Here is a 22,569-nt window from a genome sequence, read left to right as displayed (position 1 = left end):
ATAACACTTCACCCGCCCCTTTTGCAGGGGCAGGACGATATTTTTTTACAATTATGGTTAAACGTCAGGTGTTTCAAACAACACTGTAGAGAGGTAACGCTCTGCAAATGAAGGAATAATCACAACAACAGTTTTCCCCTTCATGTCTTCACGCTTGGCTACTTCTAAGCCCGCTTTAACAGCTGCACCCGATGAAATCCCCACAGGAACCCCTTCAAGATGCGCTAAACGGCGCGCCATTCCAAGAGCATCTGCGTTGGCAACTTTTACAACACCATCCATGTGCTCGGTTTCCATATTACCTGGCACAAAACCAGCACCAATACCTTGCAATGGATGTGGCCCCGGATCGCCGCCTGATAAAACAGGACTGGCCTCTGGCTCAACAGCAAACATCTGCACGCTTGGCTTTTGCGATTTTAAAAAACGCGCACATCCGGTGAAAGTACCACCCGTTCCGACACCAGACACAACAGCATCAACAGCACCACCCGTATCACGCCAGATTTCCTGCGCAGTGGTTGCTTCATGAATAGCTGGGTTTGCTGCATTATCAAATTGGCTTGGCATGATTGCACCATCGATTGTTTCCACCAATTCCGTGGCCTTAGCGATAGCACCGCCCATCCCTTTTTCTTTTGGAGTCAAAACGATTTCAGCGCCAAGAATAGTGAGCATTTTACGGCGTTCAATCGACATGCTTTCAGGCATTGTCAGGATAAGGTGATAGCCTTTGGATGCAGCCACAAAAGCAAGACCAATCCCAGTATTCCCAGAAGTAGGCTCAACCAATGTCATTCCCGGCTTCAGTTTGCCTGTTGCTTCCATATCCGTGATCATGCCAAGGGCGATGCGGTCTTTCACGCTAGCCATCGGGTTGAAGAATTCAAGCTTTAAGAGAAAGTCACACTCCAAGCCCTCAGCTTTTGAAAGTGACGGCACCCGTACAAGCGGCGTGTTCCCAACAGTTTCAAGGATGGAGCCGTAAATACGGCCACGGCCTGCTTCATCCAAAGTAACGCCGTTATAATCGCGTGTGCCTGTCATGGAAATCTCCTCACTATCAAGAAATAGGTGATGTATATTTGATGCAATTTAACCTGAATACAACCACCTGAACAGGGCATTCTAGTAAAGTCAGCCATTAGGGAAAATGCCATAAAAAAAGCGCCGATCTCTCAGCGCTTCTTCTTACTTAATTGTGCAGTTCAACTAGCTGGTCAAACACCACTCCAGCACAGCTTTTTGAGCATGCAGACGATTTTCAGCTTCGTCAAAGACAAGAGATGCAGGACCATCAATCACATCCGCTGACACTTCCTCGCCGCGGTGTGCAGGAAGACAGTGAAGGAATTTAGCACCGCCATTTGCTTTATTCATCAAGTCTTGTGTCACTTGGAATGGCATCAAATCATTTAGACGCTTATCCGCGTCAGTGTCACCCATGGAAACAAATGTGTCTGCGACAACTACATCTGCCCCAGCTACAGCTTCAATCGGATCATTATAAAGATCTATGCGACCTTGCTCTTGGCGACCACGTTCTACATCAATCTCGGGCAGCTCATAACCTTTAGGTGTACCAACAGCGAGCGAAAAACCAAATTTAGGGGCAGCATGTGCAAAACTTGCCGCCACATTGTTTCCATCGCCTACCCAAGCAATACGCGCACCTTTAAGGTCCAGTCCATGCTCTTCCAATGTTTGAAGATCAGCCATGATCTGACAAGGATGCGATGTATTTGTGAGGCCATTTACAACGGGTACATCAGATACTTCTGCAAAAGCGAGCACATCATCATGATTATTCGCACGGATCATCACAGCATCCACCATACGAGAAAGAACACGTGATGTGTCTTCAATCGTCTCACCGCGCCCCAACTGCATGTCAGCAGCGTTTAGCACGATAGAAGTCCCGCCAAGCTGACGAATACCCATATCAAATGATAAACGTGTACGCGTTGAGCTTTTTTCAAAAATCATAGCCAAAGTGTGACCCACCAAAATGGCATCGCCATCTACCGCCCCTTTGGGCTTTCCCAAGCGAGCTTTCTTACGCGTTTTAGCGGTATCAAGAATGCCACGAAGCTCTGATGAAGGAAGAGGGAAAATATCTAGGAAATGACGGATACTCATTACGAACTCTCCTTTTGTGTTTCAGCCTGAACATCAGCCAAACACTCATCAATAAGGCTCACAGCCTTCAAAACATCTTCATCTGTTGCAATTAAAGGCGGTGCCATACGCAGCACATTCCCACCTGCAGTTCCTACCAATAAGCCTTTTTCCAAAGCCTTCTTGCGGATAATCATTGGATCAATTTTCAACGCAAGACCACGCAATAAGCCCTTACCACGAAGACCTTCAACAAGATCTGGATAACGATCAATCAAGCTGGATAATGATTGCGTCAAAACACCCGACACACGCTGTACGTTTTCTAAAAAACCGTCGCTAGTGAGTTCATCCCAAACAGCATTTCCAACAGCCATAGCCATTGGATTTCCGCCGTATGTAGACCCATGAGATCCCGGCTTCATACCTTTAGAGGCTTCTTCAGTTGCCAAACAAGCACCAAATGGAAAACCACCACCAACACCTTTAGCAACAGCAACAATATCTGGCTCTACATTTGTGAACCATTCATAGGCAAATATTTTACCTGTACGCCCCGCACCACATTGCACTTCGTCATAAATCAGCAAAGCACCCACTTCATCACACTTTTTGCGTAGAAGCTTTAGGAACGCCTCAGGCACTTCACGGCAGCCGCCCTCTCCTTGAACAGGCTCGATCAAAACAGCAGCCACATCATCGCCCATCGCATCATTAAATGCATCGACGTCATCAAATGGAAGGTGCGTAAAGCCTTCCATCGCTGGGCCAAACCCTTCGCGGTAATTTGGGTTAGCCCCCGCATTTACCGCACCGAGCGTACGCCCATGAAAGGAGCCTTCAAAGGAAATGATCCGATATTTGTCCTCTTTACCGGAAACATATTGATATTTGCGTGCAGTTTTTATTGCACATTCGATCGCTTCTGTTCCCGAATTGGTAAAAAATACGCGATCTGCAAACGTATCTGCTGTATATCTTTCAGCAAGACGCTCCCCCTCTGGCACACGAAACATGTTTGATACATGCCAAAGTTTTTCAGATTGTTCTTGTAGTGCTTTTACCAATTTTGGATGTGCGTGGCCCAAACAGTTCACTGAAATACCTGCAATAAAATCAAGGTATTCTCGGCCCTCTGATGAGTATAGTCGCAAGCCTTCGCCGCGTTCAAAAACGACTTCAGGAGGGGCGTATACAGGCATCATTGCTTCACGCATTGGAGGGTCCTCTTTGTGTTTGGAGGGATAAAACCTACGGAAGCTCATGGTCTATGAGGCTCCATAGGGGATCTGTCAATGTTTGATTTATGGAGTTAATTTAGGCTTTCATCTTGTAGCCAGATCGGAGCACAGCCCAACAAGCTCCACACAGTGCAGCAGCTATGATCAAAGATACACTCGCCCCTACCAAAAGAGAGCCTTCAGCTTGTCCAGTGAAGGCATATCGGAAGCCATCAATTAGATGAAAAAACGGGTTAAAATGCGATAGAGTTTCAAATGGTTCAGAAAACACAGTTATCGGATAAAATGTTCCAGATAACATAGTCATTGGCAGAATTATAAAGTTTGTCACCGCAGCCAAATGATCAAATTTCTCGGCCCAAATACCACCTATCAGCCCAATTGCTGCCATCATAAAGGATGCAATAATGGAATAAAACAAAAATGCCGGAATTGAGTGCACAGAAACATTAGCCACACCCAAAACGCCAATACATATCATGGTCACCAGACCAACCAATATGCCCCGCGTCGCACCGCCGGCCAAAAAGCCTAGTGCCAATTCCAATGAAGAAAGAGGAGCCATAAGGAAATCTGTCGTGTTGCCCTGCACTTTGGCGATTGTGATCGAAGAAGAAGTATTCTGGAATGCATTGTTCATTATAGCCATCATAATGATACCCGGAGCGATGAAGTCGCCAAATGCAATTCCTGCAATATCGCTGCGTTCTGGGAATGCCAGTTTAAATATAGCCATAAATAACAATGCAGACACGACGGGTGCCAACAAGGTCTGCATACCAACTTTTAAAAACCGGTTCACTTCTCTTTTATAAAGTGTTTTCAGCCCTAAAAAGTTTACGCTTCCAAATTCGCGAGGACGTACAACATTAAAATAAGCGGTGTTTTCAGACGAGGAATTCCCCTCATCCTTAGAATTTGCAACCTGATCTATCATAACACAACGCCTCCCAATTCTATCCATTTAGAAACAGTTTCAGCTTTTGGAAGCCCCAAATGTAAAAAAACATAGAACAAACAGTGAAAATATGATTTATCCCCATCTATATCTTGAATCAACTGTGAATAAACCCAACGAGATATTGTGTCTAAGGTTTTGTTAACTACAATATGTGGGAGACAAGGGTGCGGTATAGGCGAGTGAAAACAAGATCTTGATTCACTTTTACCGCTTGGGCTGATGGAGAATATAAATGGCGTGGACAGAAGAGCGTGTAGCTGAGCTTAAAAAGCTTTGGGCCGAAGGTCATAGCGCAAGCCAAATCGCAAAACAGCTTGGCGGGGTCACCCGTAACGCTGTGATTGGTAAAGTACACAGACTCGGCCTTTCTGGAAGAGCCACACCTTCGCGCCCAGTGAAACGTCCGCCGCGTTTGGCGAGACCAAAGCCACAAGTTACCCAACCAGCGGCAGCGAGCGCAAAGCCTGCAGCAGCTGCGGGCTCCAACAAAAGAAAACCCGCCAAAGAGGCTGCTTCTGGCAATCTTTCACCTAGCATGGCACCAGTTGCCAACGTTAAGCCTAAACGCCTAAACAATGGTGACATGGTTACAGTGATGACCGTATCTGACTCCATGTGCAAATGGCCTGTTGGAGACCCTACAGACCCAGACTTTGGTTTCTGCGGACACTCAACAGATGGCGACTCTCCATATTGCGCCGAGCACGCTAAATTGGCTTATCAGCCATCGCGCAAGAAACGCGAGCGTTCAGCGACATCCATGTACGACCAAGCAAGACGCATGGCTGGCTAGTCCAAATTTAAGAATCTTACCTAACTAAAAAAGCGGCACTCATTTAATTGATGTGCCGCTTATTTTTTATCCGATTTTGGAAGCTTGCGAACTCGCTCTAATTTTTGCCTTCAGCATTTAAAGCATACCCAGCTGAGCGAACGGTACGGATCGGGTCTGGCAATCCCTCGACCTTAAGAGCCTTACGTAAACGCCCTACATGCACATCCACAGTTCGCGCCTCAACATATATATCCGATCCCCAGACTGCATCAAGCAAACGCTCTCGCGAGAACACGCGCCCAGGGTGCTGAATAAGATAATCCAGCAATCGAAATTCAGTCGGTCCCAAGTGAATTTGCTTTCCAGCACGCGCAACCTTGTGGGCAGTGCGATCGACTTCCAAATCGCCAACAATAACCTTATCTTCCGTAAGCCCAGGACGGATGCGCCGCATGACCGCGCGAATGCGTGCCTTCAATTCCGTCATTGAAAACGGCTTAACTATGTAATCGTCTGCACCGGTATCAAGGCCGCGAATGCGATCCCCTTCCTCTGTGCGAGCGGTCAGCATAATAATTGGCAAGTTGCCGGTCGTGTCGCGACTACGCAAACGCCGACACACCTCTATACCTGACAGCTTTGGCAACATCCAATCAAGCAATACGATATCTGGTTGACGCTCCTCAACCATCAACAGAGCCAACTCACCATCCATCGCAACGCCAACCTCATAACCCTCGCTCTGAAGATTATATTTCAGCAATTGCACCAAAGCTTCTTCATCTTCCACAATTAACGCATAAGGCGTGGTTGAAGAGTTTTTGCTACCTGAAGATTTTGTGCTTTCGGAATAATTATACGTCATCGACTACCGGCCTTTCGGTTGCAGGATATTCTCCAGTTGCAGCATAATGAATTATTTCTGCTATCTGAGAACAATGATCACCTGCTCGCTCGAGTTTTTTGGCCATAAACATAAAGTGCGCACACGCACTTATTTTTCGACCATCTTCAATCATATAAGTTACCATGATGCGGAAGATTGAATTATAAAACTCATCAACTTCCTCATCTCGTTCACGCACATCAAGCGCCGTTTCGTAGTCCTGTTCACCATATGCATCAAGCACACGCTTCAACTGCGACGACACCAAGCGCCCCATACGATCAAGAGATTTTGCCTGATCCGAACGTTCGTAATCTTTTAAATGGGATGTGCGTTTAGCTATACTACGTGACAGATTTCCGATGCGGCGCAATTCCACTGCCACCTTCATTCCTGCAAGCGCCTGCCTTAGGTCTTGCCCCTTAAGTTCGCGACGCTCAATCAGATCAAAAATTGTATGTTCAATTTTACTTTTCAGCTCGTCGAGCTGACCATCACGATCCACAACCTCAAGCGCAAGCTCTGCATCATAAGTGACGACAGCGGCCAACGCGTCGCTGAGCATGTCTTCCACGAGACCGCCCATGCCAGCGATTTCACCTGTAAGCAATTCCAATTCGTTGGAAATATTCAAGACAGTCTGACTGTTCATATTACTCTTAGCACAAATTTATGACGTTCAAACAAAACACCAAACACATGCTTGGATCATTTTCACACTAATCACGACCATACACAAAAATCAGTATACTGAAAAATTGATATAGGTTTCTTTATCTCGCGTTACCATGATTTTACGACGGTTTTGTTGCACTTTTCACATTAAGTTCAAACTAAGCATTTCTTATCGTAAATTGGCATCCAAAATTAAGACTACCACCTCCACCAGCAAGCGCATCAAACGCTCTAAGCTTCTTTAACCTCATCAGAATCAATACTTTTTCTGAAAGCTCTTTCCTCAAGCAATTGATCAAGGTCTGATTGCTCTTTGTCTTCATAAGAAACTGGGAACAGAACACCAAACGCCGTTCCAACGCCCAACTCACTTTCAACAAGAAATGCACCGCGGTGACGATTTACAATGTGCTTTACAATAGCCAACCCCAAACCGGTTCCTTTTTTTAGACCCCGCCCGGGATCAATTCGATAAAAACGCTCAGACAGCCTTGGAAGGTATTTTCTATCCATGCCAGGTCCATTATCGCGAACACGCAAAACAGCGTATTTGGTTTCAGCAGCACCTAAACTATTGGCAATCGAAAATTGAGGAGCATTTTCCATACGTCGTCCTGCTTGCTCCAATGCCTCTTCCTGCCCCAGTCCCGTCAATACTTCCACTTCCACAACATCTTCAGGTTCGGAATATTTAATGGCGTTATCAATCAAATTTTGCGCAACTTGAGCTAGCTCATCCCTCACTCCCATTACCGCAACCCCTTTGGCAGGACCAGAAATTCGAATCTTTACTTCCTGACCATCCGCAACAGGCTCCAAAGCGGCTCCAACTTCACTCACTACAGCGGCCAGATCTGCATTCGTTGAAGGACGCCTATGTTCACTCAATTCAATTCGCGACAACGACAACAAATCATTGATCAGGCGACGCATTCTTTCGGCTTGCCCTTGCATTATTTCTAAAAAGTGATCCCAAGCCTCGTGATCATCTTTTGCGGGGCCTCGCATAGTTTCAATAAATCCCGCAAGCGAAGTGAGAGGTGTACGCAATTCGTGACTGGCATTGGCAAGGAAATCTGCACGCGCCAACTCAGCACGCTTAACAGCTGTAAGATCTTCCATAGTTATTAGAACACCCAACCCAGAATTCGTCTTCACAGGTGCCGCCACGCAAGCATACGTGCGGTCATATTCACCCCGCTCGACAAATGCAAAATCCTGCGGCTCTTTTTCATTCAAAGCATCTTCCACAGCAGCCAACATTTCAGGCCGCCTTACAACTGAAGATAAAACTGGAGCATCTCCGCGAAATCTGAAGTTTTGTTTTGCAGCTTCATTTGCAACTTCCACTCGCCCCTCAGGATTCACAAACAAGCAAGGCTCACTCATCGCATTCACAATAACGGACCGAAATTCCGCATTTGTAAGCTCGCCATTAATTTTCTGCTTAGTGGGTAAATTCTCGTCATTTTGAAGATGCGCAAACAGACCACGCCCCAAAACCACACCGCCAAATGAACACACGCCCACGATAGCGGTCATCACTCGCAGTTCTCCCAAAAGACACATAGCGCCGAGAATTACAATCGCGGCTCCACACACCCAAAAGAATGCAGGACGCTGCGCGCGCCAAACCTGAGCCAAAACTTCTATTTTATTCATTTTATGCTTCCCAACGCCTCAGGCATTCTAGCTTTTTCTTCAAATGCCCGAGCCTCAAAGCTTCCAACGCAATTTTGTATGCATGTATAAAGAGAATCCGAAAGTTATTTCCTCAAACCTTCACAATCTCAATACTTTCTCATGATATCTCCAACGTAATGTCACTTTAATGTCAGTCATCAAAAAAACCTAGCCAATCACTCAATTATTGTTTTTCGATAATTATTTGTTGACTTTCGTGACATAATGACAGATATATACTTCACGCTCAAACTCTCATTTTGAGCACATACCAAAAATTATGGAATCAGATCGCATGAAACATTATTCAGCTCCTGCAATTGCAGTTTTGGCCACAGGCTGCGCCAGTATTGGCGGCGGCGATATTGCGACTGATCTTCAATTGGCAACAACCAATATTCCCAATGAATGGGCAGTGACATTACCTGCACCAGCAGAAGAAACTGATTGGACCGCCCAATTCAATTCTGAACGCATGAACGCACTCATACAGGAAGCAATTTCAGCGAACCCAAGCCTTTTGGCCGCTCGTGCACGCGCCAGTGCTTCCTTCGCAACTTCTCGTGCAGCCCGCGGAGATAGAATTCCTTCTCTCAGCGCAGGTGTTCAAGGTGGACGAATAGATTCAGGATCATCAACTGACCCAAGTTACCAAGTTTCTCTTTCTTCAAGCTGGGAAGTAGACCTTTGGGGCCAAGTGTCAAAACGAATTTCCGCTTCTGATGAAGACTTTAAAGCGAGCGAAGCAGAATTAGACGATTTACGTTTATCTATTGCAGGACGCACTGCAAACGCTTGGATAAATCTATCGAATGCACGCGCTCAATTGTCTCTAGCTGAAGATGAACTACAAGCTCGCACACGCGCTAAAGAGCTAACAGAAAGACGCGTTGCTACCGGTCTTGCAACAACTTTGGATGTAAGATTATCCCGTTCAGCTGAGGCTAGCGCAAAATCCTCAATTTCTCGCGCTCAGCTCGATGTCGAAAATGCAGCACGCTCTCTTGAAGTTCTTCTAGGAAGATACCCAGCCGCTGAAGTCAATGCACCAGAAACCCCGCCTGTTCTTGGCCCAATGGCGGACACCAATATTTCTCCAACAGACATGCTAGCGCGCCGTCCTGATGTTGCAGCTTCTGAAGCTAGAATGGCGGCCGCAGGACTTCGCGCAGACTTAGCACGAATTGCAATGCGCCCATCGCTTAGCTTAAGCGCATCGGGTTCTATCAACAGCAATACAATTGAAGATGTACTAGATGTTGATCAGCTCGCAGGTCGCATCCTTGCAAATCTGACAGCACCCATATTTAATGGTGGAAGATTGGCTAATCAGGCAAAAGCAGCTCGGTTAAACGCTGAAGCAGCCGCTGCAAATTACGCCAGTACAGTATTGGCTGCCTGGGAAGAAGTCGAAGGTACTCGTGCCGCAGACCTTTCACTAGAGCAACAACAGTTCGCACTACAAATTGCCATGTCAGAAGCTGAAGCCGCAGAAACAATTGCGGAAAGACAATACCAAGAGGGCTTGATTACGATCTTTGACCTCATCAATGCGCAGACGCGTCGTATCAATGCAAATAGTCAATTGATAGCAACCCACGCCTCACGCGCAGTCAACAGAATTAATTATCATCTTGCGTTGGGCGGCGGAGACGCGCCTGCGATCAACGCCCCAACAGGAAACTAAGACCATGAAATTCAGTACGATATTAAAAGTTGCAGTGCCCCTCATCATTCTCGCCGGTGGTAGTCAAATTATCGGCGTACTTGGCGCAATGAAACCTCCACCGGAGGTCAAGAAAAGAGGCCCTGTTGGTCTTGCTGTTCTTTCAGAACCAGCCGTTCTGGCCAATGTATCCTTGTCAGTGGAAGCGCAAGGTGCTGTTAGGCCCAAAAGACAAGTACAATTATCCCCTCAAGTTTCAGGTCGTGTGAAATATGTTTCTCCAAACCTAGAAAACGGTGGATTTGTTAAAAAGGGTGAAGTTCTAATTCGCCTGGAAGATGCTGACTACAAATTATCTGCAGTTCGCGCAGAATCTACAGTCGCAAGCGCCCGCCAAACATTAGCAACAGTGATTGCACAGGCCGAAGTTGCTCGCACCGAACTAGAAGAATTAGGAATTGAAAACCCAAGCCCTCTAGCGCTTCGCGAACCACAACTAGCTGAAGCACGTGCAGCACTAGCTGCAGCCGAAGCTCAAGCGGAAGACGCAGCTCTACAATTGCAACGTACCGAAGTTCGCGCCCCATTTAATGGGCTGGTTGAACAAAAAAGCGTTGATCTTGGACAATTCGTTTCACCAGGCAGCCCAATCGGAGCTGTATTTGCGAAAGATGCCGTTGAAATAGAACTCGCTATTCCAAATGATGAGTTAGGTGACTTGGGACTACCAATTGCTTTTAACGCCACAAGAGCAAACCCAGGACCGAAAGTTGCTCTAACCGCTGATGTAGGTGGTCAGGAGCGTAATTGGGAAGGCTATATTACTAGAACAGGTGCATCGGTTGATACACGTACACGCCTTGTTTCAGTTTTTGCTCAAGTTGATGATCCATTTGGTAAAGGTGCTGATGGTGACACTCCACTAGCCCCTGGATTATTCGTGAATGCACTTATTGAAGGTCGGGTACTCAACAACATTGTAAGAGCCCCGCGTTCAGCACTTCGTGGACTTGATACTGTCTATGTCATCAACGAGACAGAAGAAGAAATCGAAGACCGTGACACACGTCTTGAAAATGAAAAGCAAGAAGAAATAGCTGAAGCTCGCCAAGCAGCGAAAAAGACTCAAGAAGAGCTTGGATACACTATTCCTGAAGAAGCTATGGAAGAGAAAATAGCCAAAATCGAAGCTAAATACGAAGAGATAGCTAAGAAAAATAAAGAAGCGGATGAAGCCAAAGCTAAAGATCCATTAGCGAAAAAAGAAACAGAAGAGACAACACGGATTGTGCAATCTCTAGAAATTAAAACCGTAGAAGTTCAAAGAACTACAAAAGAATATGTCTATATCGCTTCAGGCCTAAATGAAGGCGAATTGGTCATCACAACACCGGTTCAAGCAGCAATGACAGGCATGCGCGTGCGTACTTTTGAAACGGATCAGAACGAGCAAGACACATCGGACGGTGATGATGTCATCGCTCTTGCCTCAGACTCAGCGATCGGAGCAAACTAATGGGTGGTATTATCTCATTTTGGGCGCGCAACTCAGTTGCCGCCAACCTATTGATGATCTGCTGTGTTGCCGGAGGACTATTCGGCTTTAGCAGACTTGAACAAGAAGTTTTCCCTGGTGGTGAATTTGCTGGTGCCTCTGTCACTATCGCGTGGCCTGGTTCATCTCCTCAAGATGCAGAAGAACAAATCGTTGTTAGAATTGAAGAAGCTGTTGCCGATGTAGATGGCATCGAACGCATGACTTCCATCGCTTATGAAGGCGGCGGAACCGTAAACATTAAAGCACTAAACTCGGTCGACACTCAAAAATTCCTTGATGAAATCAAATTACGCGTTGATTCAATCAATAACCTCCCCCCCTCATCATTCCGCCCACAAGTTCAACAGTGGAAGAATAACAACGAATATTTCGGTTTAGTTGTTGCCGGTGACATAAGCTCGAGAGAACTTAAGCGCATTACTGACGAAATTCGTGACGAGATTGCCAGAATACCAGGCGGAGAGCTAGCGCGTGTTCAAGGAACATTATCCGAAGAAGTCACGATTGAAGTTTCTGAAAGTGCAATGCGCCAATATGGTTTGACATTTGATGATATTTCGACAGCCATTCGTAGCAGCTCATTGAACGGTAGCGGCGGACAGGTTCGCACTGAAACTGGTGATGTTTCTATTCAAACAAGAAATCTTGCTGACACAGCTGAACAGTTCAATGACGTAATCATTCAGCAAACTGAAAATGGTGGAATAATTCGCGTGGGTGATGTTGCTCGCGTTATCGATGGGTTTGTCGACGCTGACCTGAGCACTTCATTTGAAGGTCGGAAAGCTGCTTTCATTATGATGGCACAAACCGAAAAAATGAACTTGCCCAAATATTCCGAGGCCATCAAACAATATATGGAAGAGAAAAACGAAACTCTTCCCGAGTCTGTTACATTGAATTTGTTGTGGTCTGACCACGACTTTATGAGCAAACTTATCTCAATCATATCCAATTCTGCTGTCACAGGTACTCTGCTGGTTCTGATCGTCCTCTTGCTATTCCTTCGCCCAATTGTGGCTTTCTGGGTGGCTATTGGGATTATGACAGCATTTGCTGGTGGTTTCTTCCTCCTTCCAATCATGGGAGTATCACTCAACATCCTCTCATTGTTTGCCTGCCTACTGGTGATTGGAGTTGTCGTTGATGATGCTATCGTAATCGGTGAAAGTATTCACACCGAAGTTGAGAGCGGACGACGTGAAGGCGTTGAAGCAGCTATCCACGGTGCAAAAGCTGTTGCAAAACCAGTGATGTTTGGTGTGATCACCACAATGATCGCATTCGCACCCTGGGCCCTAATTTCAGGAGGTGCGCGTCAGTTCACGCAGAACTTTACACTCACCGTGATTGCTGCTCTGACCTTCTCTCTTGTAGAAGCATTCCTGATCCTTCCTGCTCACCTTGCTCATTTGAAAAAGCAAAAAACAGAAGGTGGCAAATCACTCAGCTCAAAAGTTGGTGCTGGATTTACAAGATTCCAACGTTCAATTGCCGACAGTCTTTTGTGGGTTGCCCGCACGGTCTATAAACCAATTTTGATCTTCGCGATCAAAATGCGTTACGCCACAGCTGCAGGATTTATCGCTCTATTTATGCTCGCGATAGGTCTAGTACAACACGGTTGGGTACCTTTCAAATTTGAACCTGAAACTGAAGGTGACTTCATCTTTGTTCAAATTGACATGCCGAATGGAACCCCCTTCTCACGCGTATCACAGGTACAAACTCAACTTAGCGCCGGTATTGATGCTCTAAAAGATTCACAAAATGAAAAATGGAGTGAACTAGATTTTGATATTGTCCGTGACGCATCAATGGTTGCTTCCGAAGGACAAGTTATGTCTTGGATTGCTCTTGCAGCTCCCGAGATACGCCCAAGAGAAGTATCAACCAAAGCGCTGGCAGAAGAGCTTCGTGAACTAACTGGTGAAATTCCTGATGCTGAAGATGCTCAATTTGCGTTCTCCTTCAACGACGGTGACCCACGCCTAAGATTTGCTCTAAATCACCCAGACCTAGAGGTCCTGCGTCAAGCAGCAGAAGAGCTTCGTATCCACCTTGGAACATATGCTCAAGCTCACAATGTAGGTGACAATTTCTCTGCTGCGGCACAAGAAATTCGTCTCACAATGAAACCTGGTGCTGAAAGCCTCGGCCTGACCTTGCGTGATGTATCTCGCCAAGTTCGCCAAGCATATTATGGTGAAGAAGTCCAACGCCTCCCACGCGAAGGAGATGATGTACGGGTCATGGTGAAGCTTCCACGCGAAGCTCGTCGTTCGCTGGACAGTTTGAACCAATTTCGTATTCGAACGGTTGATGGACGCGAAATTCCATTGATGGAAGTTGCCAACGTGGAATTTGCACCAGGCATCAACCGTATCCTACGTCGTGAACGTCAGCGTTCTGTCTCCGTCTTCGCAGATGTTGCAGGTGAAGCTCAACGCGACATCATCAGCACAATAAACCAAAACTTCATGCCAGGTCTAAAAGAAAAGTATCCAGGTCTGACTTCAGGAGCACTAGGTTCTGCTGAACAGGAAGCTGAATTCTTTGCAGAAATTACAGGGCTGCAATTGGGTGCTTTCTTTGTGATGTACTGTCTCTTGGCCATTGCATTTAAATCCTATGCACAACCCCTGCTTATCATGTCGGCCATTCCATTTGGTTTTGCGGGGGCCGTATTTGGACATGCATTACTTGGAGTTCCAATGGCCATGTTCTCAATATTTGGTATCGCTGCGGCGGCTGGTGTTGTGATCAATGATAACCTCGTGCTCATCGATTTTCTAAATAAACGTCGTGCACATGGTGTTGGAGCTTTCCAAGCTGTGGTAGAAGCTGGTGTATCTCGTTTCCGCCCAATATTGCTTACTTCGGTAACAACATTCATCGGTATTCTGCCAATGATTTTGGACCGCTCTATGCAGGCTCAATTCCTGAAGCCGATGGTTGTTTCTTTAGGTTGTGCGGTGATCTTCGCTCTTTTCCTAAGTCTACTTCTTGTGCCGTCTCTATACGCAATTGGAGTTGAAATTGGTCGCCGTATGTCATGGTTAAAGCAGGCAATGCGTTGGTATTTTGGAGGACTACGTCCAGACAAAATCCAACCACTTGGCCAAACATTTGACGATGACACTCTCGACACTTCAGGTGATGCAGATGCTGACAGATTACCTGCACCCGCAGAGTAGTTAGCTCATGAAATCAAACAAACGTACAAAATGATCTTGTGCGTTTGTTTACATTCTGTAGCGGAACCTATTAGCTATTCCTTATAAACGGGAGATTTTCATGCTTAACAAACTAAAATTCGCAACTTCAATTGTCGCTCTGTCCTTAGCAACAGGTTGCGCAACTGTGGACACCAAAACTGAAGATCAAAGCTCAGCAGAAGTTGTCACAGAAGCAGTAGCAGAAAAAGTTGTTGAGACCGCTACAAAAGTTGCTCCTAAAGAGGCAACTTTAGAAGAATTATACGGCCCCTACGGGCTAGACCTGTCCTCAATGGATAAAGATGTCGCTGCAGGAGACGATTTCTTTCGGTATGCGAATGGAAAATGGTACGATACATTTGAGATTCCAGCAGACAAGTCCCGTTACGGGTCCTTCACTTTGCTCAGAGAGAATTCTGAAAAGCGCGTGCGCAAGATAATCGAAGAGCTTGCCGAAGCCGATGCTGATCCTTCTACCTCGTCAGGAAAAATTGGTCTTTTCTACAAAACATTCTCTGATTTGGATGTCATAAACCAAGCTGGGCTTGCACCCGCACAACCATATCTTGATCGTATAAATGCAATTGAAAATATGGACGACCTAGCGAGCACATTCGCTGCAGCAGGATATGCCTCTCCTTTTAGCGGATATGTTTTTGCTGACCCAAAAGAAACGGACACATATATTTTCCAATCCAGCCTATCAGGCTTGGGGCTACCGGATCGTGATTACTACACTAAAGACGATGAAAAGTCTGTTGAACGCCGCGCCAAATATGTAGAGCTTTTAACTTTCTTACTAACAGAAGCAAAAGACCCCACTCCTGCTGACACAGCAGCCAAAATTATGGCGCTAGAAACCAAGATGGCAGCGACGCACTGGGATCGCGCAATGAGCCGTAATCCTGAAATCACCTACAACAAAATCTCGATGAATGATTTGGCCGGCATGGCAAACTCATTCCCAGTAAAAACCTTTATGACTGGATTGGGTTTAGGAGACGAAAAGCAGCTAATCGTAGGTGAAATCCCGCCGACATCGGAAGAGCTCGCTTCAGCTGGATTGACAGAAGAAGATGGACAAAAACTCGGTGGTGGTTTCCCAGCAATGTTCAAAATCATCGAGGAAACAGATCTTTCTGTCTGGAAGGCATATCTGACGGTACATTTCCTGTCTGACCATTCTTCCGTACTTCCCACAAAAATCGATAAAGCGAACTTTGATTTTTACGGCAACACGCTTCGTGGAACACCAGAACAACGCGTGCGCTGGAAACGCGCAGTTTCTGCTACAGAAAACATTCTTGGAGAAGCAATCGGAAAAGAATTCGTCGCGCGCCACTTCCCTGAAGAAAACAAAGCCGCAATGGATAAACTGGTTTCAAACCTCCGCTTGGCAATGGCTGACAACCTTAAAGAGCTAGAGTGGATGGGCGATGAAACGCGCGGCAAGGCTAAAGCTAAACTTGATACATTCAATCCAAAAATCGGTTACCCTGAAGAATTTGAAACTTATGACAGTCTTGAAGTTTCAAATAACGCATTAAGCAATAAGATTGCCGCATCTGATTGGCAGTGGAAAGATAACATTTCACAACTGGGTACAGAAATGGACCGCAATGAGTGGTTCATGACACCGCAAACAATCAACGCTTACTATAACCCGCTATTCAACGAGATCGTTTTCCCGGCAGCAATTCTGCAACCACCATTCTTCAATATCAGCGCAGACCCAGCTGTGAATTACGGTGCAATCGGCGGCGTGATTGGCCATGAAATCGGACACGGATTTGATGACCAAGGTTCAAAGTTCAACGCTGACGGTTCTTTATCTAACTGGTGGACTGAAGATGACCTAACAAGCTTTAGAGGTCTGACAAAAGAACTGGTTGGCCAATATAATGGTTTCTGCCCGCTAGATGACGGTGAAACCTGTGTAAATGGTCAACTCGCGTTAGGAGAAAACATTGGTGATCTTGGCGGATTGTCACTTGCATATAAATCTTACAAACTTTCATTAAACGGCGAAGAAGACAAAGTCATAGACGGCCTAACAGGAGATCAACGCTTCTTCATGTCTTGGGCGCAAGTCTGGCGCTCAAAAAGTCGAGATGAAGCTCTGAGATCCCATCTGATCACTGGCCCTCACTCACCACCTTATTTCCGCGTAAATGGTCCTGTTCGTAACATTGATGCTTGGTATGAAGCATTTGGTGTGACCGAGGACCATGCACTTTATCTACCGCCGGAGAAACGCATCAAAATCTGGTAACAGAAAGCACTCACCTTCTTCCAATAACAGCATCATTTGGAAGAAGGTGCTTAAATCAACAGGATAACAATATGTCATCTATAAACACCTTTCGGTCCTGCATGGCAGGAGCCGTCGCCGCTATCGCTTTGTCTGCTTGCAACCCTATAGAGCAGCAGGAAAGCATTTCCATGGACGTTGGCAAGCCGTCACAAATTTCCTTTGGCAGCACGGTCAGTGAAATTCAAACGGCCTTAAATGGGTATTGTTCTTCTGTAGATGTACGTCAGATCGATCCTCCTAGTATCCCAAATGTAGAAAGTCAGTGGCAGATTGATTGCCAAGGCTTTGGATATTTTGGAGATAAACGCCTGGCCGAATTTGTTTTTGTAAATGATGCTCTCATGCTGACATGGATACTCGTTGAAGCAGATGAAATTCCGGCACTTGAAAAAGCATTTACAGCTAAATTTGGTGCTCCCACGACCAGCAAAGACACAATCCTAGCTTACGCAAACAACTTCGCCGCTGTGCGCAACGACACCCCCGAAGCACTGTATTACAGCGAAACAGCTGCCCCCTTCGTTATGGACCGTATCAACAAACTGCCTGACCGCGATTAACGAAAAAGCTGCCATTGCCTGATATGATAGCTCACAAAGGCAATCGGCACTGGAGTCGCAAATGGCATCGGTTAAATCAATTCGCAAACTCTCAACTATAGCAAGTGCAATATTGTTCGTGTCCGCATGTGGCGGCCCATCTGATCCGATGTCAGTGGAAAAACCGTCCTATATTGAGTTTGCCGCACCTCTCAAAGCAGTTGAGCAAAAGCTTTCAAGTAAATGCGATACACTTGAAAGCTATATTATTGATCCACCGCAATTTGCCAGCATTGAAGAACAAGCCCAAATAGACTGCACTGGGTTAGAATTCTTTGGAGCAAAGCGGGAAGCTGAGTTTGTGTTCGTAGATGGCGCACTTGCTATAGCGCATATCAATATCTCGCCAGGCGAAGTTCCAGCCGTTGAAAATGCCTTCATCCAAACTTTCGGCACCCCAACCTATTCCAAAGACACAGTGTTGGCATTCAAGCTTCAAAACGCTGCTGTTCGCAATGATCCTGCGCAGGTAACCTACTTTGCGGCCTTTGCTGCGGGTTCGCTTATGGATAGCGTGAGTATACGTCCCGATAGATAAAGTAACTCTTTCAATCTAACCGAATTGACTTGCCACCCTGTGAGCGATATCGCCAGCTCATGACCCCTGAAATATTTTTCTATTTATGCGCCGCATTCGCCGTTATTGTCACTGGATTATCCAAAGGCGGATTTGCAGGTATAGGCGCGCTTGCCATGCCCATCATGGCACTTGGGGGAGATCCAGTCGCCGGGGCCGCAATCCTATTACCCATCCTCATCTGTCAGGACGCAGTGGGCATTTGGTCCTATCGCAAAACAATAGACAAGCGCGTTACGCTCATCATGCTCCCCAGCATGAGCCTAGGTGTATATCTTGGATACCTATATGCAGATATGTTGTCCAAAGATGCCATTATGGGGGCTGTTGGCGCGATCTCGCTAATTTTCGGTGCACGCAATCTTTGGCAAACATTCCACAAAAAAGAACATCCCCCTAAAAAATCCAATATCGGATCAGGGCTCTTTTTCGGCACGATTACTGGTTTCACAAGCCAAATAGCTCATGCCGGAGGTCCGCCCTTTTACATGTGGATACTTCCACAAAAACTACCCAGAGACCTGCTCATCGGCACAAAATCCATCGTGTTTGGCTTTGTAAACTGGATCAAAGTACCGGCATTTTTAGCTCTTGGACAAATGACCATTCCCAATCTAAAAACATCCGCCATACTATTGCCTCTGGCTATTCTAGCCACCTTGGCTGGCGTGATGATTGTAAGGCGCATTGAAACCGCCCGCTTTTATAAATTCATCTATGTCATGATGTGTGTATTGGGCGCAAAATTGATATTTGAAGCGTTTTACTAAAACACACTACTAGTTGCTAAATACAATTTAGCGCTTAAAGTCATGCAAATGAAAGCATCTCTTCCAATATTGTGTCTCGCACTGCTTCTCACAGCTTGTCCAGATGAGGAAACGCGTCAATCTGAACTGAAAAAATTTGAGTATTATAGCGGCGTTCAAAATGCCACTGCTATATGTATCGTTAAACTAAAGCACGAAGATGAATTTGAATCTTTTGCGGGATCCGCTGCTGACTTCAATCGTAGAAATTCAGACTTCATTACAAAGCTTGCGGCAGATATATTGGTTTCCCCACCATCACAAACAGAGAAAAATGCATTCAATGCAGCAGCTCTTCAATACGCATATGAACTTATTGGATCAAAACACCCCACTAAGCGTGAATGCATGGATTTTGCTAAACGTTTGGAAAAGAAAGAACTAGACCTATAAACACAGAAACACCCCGTCAGGTCCCGAGCCAATCATTCTGGCCAAACCCTCTGTCGGGGTGCATATTGGCTTTTTGTTTCCCATCGGATGTGACTTGTAAGCAAGCCCTACTTCTCACCTTAGTAGGTGGGCACTGGCGATAGCGCCTTCAGATATCCGACCAAGCCAATGAAGACTGTTGTCTGTATTTTAAAAGATTAACACACTTATCCACAGGCTGGAAGCGACTTAGAGGTGTGCGAATTTGAATGGTTGAGATAGCTGGGTGGTATATATTGGCCCTTTAACGGCCGGTTAGCTGTAGACATGCTAGCAGCTGGTATGCTGACAAATCGGACGTTACCACTAAACAACTCAATGGCTGTTTAGGGGTGCCAGCTCACTTCTCAGTTCCGCAAGTCTGTCGATGATAGCACTGCGCTTTTCGTCAAGTTCTGCTCTAAGCCGGTCGATATGTTCAAGCTTTTCGGTCAACCTTTCAATGCCGCCTTCGCAAGGGCCAGCTCCGTCATCCGAAAGACATGCGCTCATGGCGCGGATTTCACGGGTTGAGAATCCGGTTGCGATAAAGTCGCGGATACGGCCAGCTCTTCTCAGATCAGCGTCGCTATAGCTTCGATAGCCATTTAGCGTTCGGCTGACTTCCAAAAGGCCTTTTTTCTCATAGTGGCGCAACATACGCTGCGTTATCCCGAGCCGCTCCGCAGCTTCTTTTGCTTGCATACCAAATTCTCCAACAACCTTGATATATATGAAAGGGCTGTAAGTAGAAATCAAGTTTGGGCCGGGTGCAGTCGCCTGCAACCCGGCCTGTGAATCAAGATCGCAAGGACCAACCACCATCAACTGTCAGAACTTGGCCCGTGAGCCATTCGTTTTCGGTGCTTCCAAACCGTAAAATCCAAGGCACAATATCAGATGTCACGCCCCGGCGACCCAATGGCACTTGTGCCGCTTCCTGTGCTTCGACCTGTTGGGCCATTTCTTGCGGCAACCCCATGAATCCGGTTAAAGCACCGGTCTTTACTGGGCCGGGCGCAATAGCATTCACGCGAATACCATCCTTTGCCAATTCTACGGCCCAAGATTTGGTCAGATGCTCTAGGGCCGCTTTGGTCGCCCCATAGTGTGCCAACAACGGCGCGGCATTGCGGGATACCGCTGTGCCAATGTTTACGATTGCACCCTTGCTCTCCTTCAACGCGGAGTAAGCCGCCTTCACAAGTTGTGACGGAGCGACGATGTTGACCGCAGAGATTTTTGCAATGACTTCTGCATCGTATTCTCCCACAGGCAATAGCTGGCCTGCGCCTGAATTATTTACAATCAAATCAATATGCCCCCAACGCGACATCGCAGCTTCAACGATTTGCTGTCCGCTGGTTACATCGGCGCTGTCGATCTGTAGTGTTTTAATTTTGTCGTCGGATGCTGCGACTTGGGCCAGCTTGTCCGCTCTGCGCCCCGTAATAAGTACATTTGCACCACTCGCAACAAGTTCGCGTGTTGTCGCCAACCCGATTCCAGAGCTACCCCCGGTAACGATTGCAACCTTCCCTTGCCATGTATCGCAATAGGTCATGATGATGTGTCTCCAATCTTCCATCTTTGATTGGAGACTCTCTTAGAGCATTGACACTAACGTCAGGGTCAAGGACCTCTTTGTGCTGAATAGAAAATTTCTAGAATAACCAAGCATTCATAAGAAACGCAGCATTTGTTACTTTGGGCTCAAATCAGTTGTTCGCCGAAGAGACGAAGAATGACTGCTTCTGGCGAGAAATAGTCATTCAAGAAATATTTTCCGCGCAAGCTCCCTCATATTTCGGGATAAACCCTTTTTAATCCCCCTCCCTCACAATCCTCCCCATACTGATCCCATCTTCTCATCGCATTGTGTGGGCGGAAAATGCGCGACCGACTTGGCATTTCTGATGAGAGGACTGATATCCTGAAGGGACTCGCCGGTCTTTAGCTTTGGTAGACCGGAAAGAGCTTTTGGGCGCTGTACCAGAAAGGGAACCAGAGGAGGTTCGCCTCCCTGGCTGAGGTTCATGGAGCCTCTGTAAGACAGGTCTTCACTGCGGACAAAATATCAGGTGAGGCGTTGCCAGAGGCAGCTACTTATACTGCTGGAGCGATCCAGCTATCCTTATCGCTGTTAATGGCAACGCCTTGCAGCCCATTTATGCATACTCTCGCATCGACAATCGGTGGCGGAGGTTTTGGTGTTGGGTTAAAACACATGCACTTTTGTCATCCCCGACACGCCCGTGTCAGGGGATCCAACTCCCGAAATTGCACCGCTTGCTAGCATTGGAAAAATTCGAGATCGATGCCCTGACGCTTCGCGTCGGGCATGACAGGAAGAAAAAACAAACGGCCCTCAAATGATATAGGTTTATTTTCCTTTTCGTTTAGTATATAGTCCTCACATCTCGCGATTACAGGACATTTAACACATGAGACATAGCGATATCTGGAATGGTATTGATGCGCTGGCGGCGCGTCATGGATTGTCTGTATCGGCCTTGGCAAAGTCGGCTGGATTAGACCCCACCGCCTTTAACAAATCCAAACGCACGAGTGCTGATGGCAGCAAACCGCGCTGGCCCTCCACAGAAAGTCTCTCCAAAGCTTTGGCCGCCGTGGGCGCTGGTTGGGAAGAGTTTGCGGACCTCGCCCAAGGGCGTCAGGGGCGCACTATCCCCCTAATTGGCTTGGCGCAAGCGGGTGATGGCGGTTTTTTTGATGATGCTGGTTTTCCCGTCGGCGCAAGTTGGGATGATATCCACTTCCCCGATATGGGCGATGAAACTGTCTATGCGCTGGAAATTTCGGGCGATTCCATGTTGCCGGTGTTTCGTGAAGGTGACCGCATTATCGTTGCTCCCGGCATGGATGTACGCCGCGGCGACCGCGTGGTTGCTAAAACAAAGTCAGGTGAAATACTCGCCAAACTTCTGGGGCACATGTCTGCCAGCCGCGTAGAATTAATCTCCGCTAATCCAGACTACCCGCCCCGCGAATTTGCCGCCAACGACATTGAATGGATCGCCCGTATTTTGTGGGCTAGTCAGTAAAAAGCCCGCCAAA

At 46.7% G+C, this 22,569-nt stretch carries 19 protein-coding genes; 10 read left to right on the top strand and 9 right to left on the bottom strand.

The window, feature by feature from the left end:
• Positions 1–57 precede the first annotated feature (57 nt).
• From cysK to F551_RS0111720, 4 genes are all read right to left on the bottom strand, one after another.
• Positions 58–1,047 carry a cysteine synthase A gene (gene cysK / locus F551_RS0111735; protein WP_018997703.1) on the bottom strand — a complete coding sequence of 330 codons (990 nt, stop codon included), beginning with the start codon at positions 1,045–1,047 and terminating at the stop codon, positions 58–60.
• A gap of 165 nt (positions 1,048–1,212) precedes the next feature.
• Positions 1,213–2,139, bottom strand: a complete 927-nt coding sequence (gene argF / locus F551_RS0111730) for an ornithine carbamoyltransferase (protein WP_018997702.1) — start codon at positions 2,137–2,139, stop codon at positions 1,213–1,215.
• Positions 2,139–3,335, bottom strand: coding sequence for an aspartate aminotransferase family protein (locus tag F551_RS0111725; protein WP_018997701.1), 1,197 nt, complete (start codon positions 3,333–3,335; stop codon positions 2,139–2,141). The genes argF and F551_RS0111725 overlap by 1 nt, the downstream gene beginning before the upstream one ends.
• Positions 3,336–3,435: 100 nt before the next feature.
• Entirely contained in the window at positions 3,436–4,296 is an 861-nt protein-coding gene (locus F551_RS0111720) for an ABC transporter permease (RefSeq protein ID WP_018997700.1), read from the bottom strand.
• A 256-nt stretch (positions 4,297–4,552) separates the two neighbouring features.
• Between F551_RS0111720 and F551_RS0111715 the strand changes: the two genes are divergently transcribed.
• On the top strand, positions 4,553–5,113 hold the full coding sequence (locus F551_RS0111715) for a GcrA family cell cycle regulator (protein ID WP_018997699.1): 561 nt from the start codon (positions 4,553–4,555) through the stop codon (positions 5,111–5,113).
• Positions 5,114–5,210: 97 nt separating this feature from the next.
• On the opposite strand, the gene phoB is transcribed toward F551_RS0111715, so the two are convergent.
• The 3 genes from phoB to F551_RS0111700 all read right to left on the bottom strand — a co-directional run bounded on the left by phoB (position 5,211) and on the right by F551_RS0111700 (position 8,318).
• Complete coding sequence (gene phoB, locus F551_RS0111710) at positions 5,211–5,960, bottom strand: phosphate regulon transcriptional regulator PhoB (protein ID WP_018997698.1); 750 nt, start codon at positions 5,958–5,960, stop codon at positions 5,211–5,213.
• Positions 5,950–6,633 carry a phosphate signaling complex protein PhoU gene (gene phoU, locus F551_RS0111705; protein WP_018997697.1) on the bottom strand — a complete coding sequence of 228 codons (684 nt, stop codon included), beginning with the start codon at positions 6,631–6,633 and terminating at the stop codon, positions 5,950–5,952. The genes phoB and phoU overlap by 11 nt, the downstream gene beginning before the upstream one ends.
• Before the next feature lie 254 nt (positions 6,634–6,887).
• A complete protein-coding gene (locus F551_RS0111700) occupies positions 6,888–8,318 on the bottom strand; it encodes an ATP-binding protein (protein ID WP_018997696.1) in 1,431 nt (476 codons plus the stop codon).
• Between the two features lie 316 nt (positions 8,319–8,634).
• Here F551_RS0111700 and F551_RS0111695 point away from each other — a divergent pair, with 316 nt between their 5' ends.
• The 8 genes from F551_RS0111695 (at position 8,635) to F551_RS0111660 (ending at position 19,473) form a co-directional block, all read left to right on the top strand.
• Positions 8,635–10,026, top strand: a complete 1,392-nt coding sequence (locus F551_RS0111695; RefSeq protein WP_033405066.1) for an efflux transporter outer membrane subunit — start codon at positions 8,635–8,637, stop codon at positions 10,024–10,026.
• Positions 10,027–10,030: 4 nt separating this feature from the next.
• A complete protein-coding gene (locus tag F551_RS0111690; protein WP_018997694.1) occupies positions 10,031–11,521 on the top strand; it encodes an efflux RND transporter periplasmic adaptor subunit in 1,491 nt (496 codons plus the stop codon).
• Positions 11,521–14,760, top strand: coding sequence for an efflux RND transporter permease subunit (locus F551_RS0111685; RefSeq protein WP_018997693.1), 3,240 nt, complete (start codon positions 11,521–11,523; stop codon positions 14,758–14,760). Before F551_RS0111690 ends, F551_RS0111685 begins: the two co-directional genes overlap by 1 nt.
• Before the next feature lie 100 nt (positions 14,761–14,860).
• Positions 14,861–17,053, top strand: coding sequence for a M13 family metallopeptidase (locus F551_RS0111680; RefSeq protein WP_018997692.1), 2,193 nt, complete (start codon positions 14,861–14,863; stop codon positions 17,051–17,053).
• A 71-nt stretch (positions 17,054–17,124) separates the two neighbouring features.
• The gene (locus F551_RS0111675; protein ID WP_033405015.1) at positions 17,125–17,655 is read left to right on the top strand and encodes a hypothetical protein; all 531 of its coding nucleotides are present in this window, start codon (positions 17,125–17,127) and stop codon (positions 17,653–17,655) included.
• A gap of 61 nt (positions 17,656–17,716) precedes the next feature.
• Positions 17,717–18,232 carry a hypothetical protein gene (locus F551_RS0111670; RefSeq protein WP_018997690.1) on the top strand — a complete coding sequence of 172 codons (516 nt, stop codon included), beginning with the start codon at positions 17,717–17,719 and terminating at the stop codon, positions 18,230–18,232.
• Between the two features lie 59 nt (positions 18,233–18,291).
• The gene (locus tag F551_RS0111665; protein WP_018997689.1) at positions 18,292–19,041 is read left to right on the top strand and encodes a sulfite exporter TauE/SafE family protein; all 750 of its coding nucleotides are present in this window, start codon (positions 18,292–18,294) and stop codon (positions 19,039–19,041) included.
• Between the two features lie 42 nt (positions 19,042–19,083).
• Positions 19,084–19,473 (top strand): hypothetical protein, encoded by a 390-nt coding sequence (locus tag F551_RS0111660; protein WP_155825972.1) that lies wholly within the window; start codon positions 19,084–19,086, stop codon positions 19,471–19,473.
• A gap of 354 nt (positions 19,474–19,827) precedes the next feature.
• Here F551_RS0111660 and F551_RS16675 read toward each other — a convergent pair whose 3' ends face one another.
• The gene (locus F551_RS16675; protein WP_018997687.1) at positions 19,828–20,316 is read right to left on the bottom strand and encodes a MerR family transcriptional regulator; all 489 of its coding nucleotides are present in this window, start codon (positions 20,314–20,316) and stop codon (positions 19,828–19,830) included.
• On the bottom strand, positions 20,291–21,055 hold the full coding sequence (locus F551_RS0111650; protein ID WP_018997686.1) for an SDR family NAD(P)-dependent oxidoreductase: 765 nt from the start codon (positions 21,053–21,055) through the stop codon (positions 20,291–20,293). Before F551_RS0111650 ends, F551_RS16675 begins: the two co-directional genes overlap by 26 nt.
• Before the next feature lie 880 nt (positions 21,056–21,935).
• Here F551_RS0111650 and F551_RS0111640 point away from each other — a divergent pair.
• Complete coding sequence (locus F551_RS0111640) at positions 21,936–22,556, top strand: S24 family peptidase (RefSeq protein WP_018997684.1); 621 nt, start codon at positions 21,936–21,938, stop codon at positions 22,554–22,556.
• Positions 22,557–22,569 lie beyond the last annotated feature (13 nt).

It is taken from the genome of Hirschia maritima DSM 19733 (genome assembly GCF_000378345.1).
Lineage (GTDB): Bacteria > Pseudomonadota > Alphaproteobacteria > Caulobacterales > Hyphomonadaceae > Hirschia > Hirschia maritima.
The sequence above is the reverse complement of the archived record's forward strand: the minus strand, read 5'-3'. Positions and strand labels throughout refer to the sequence as shown.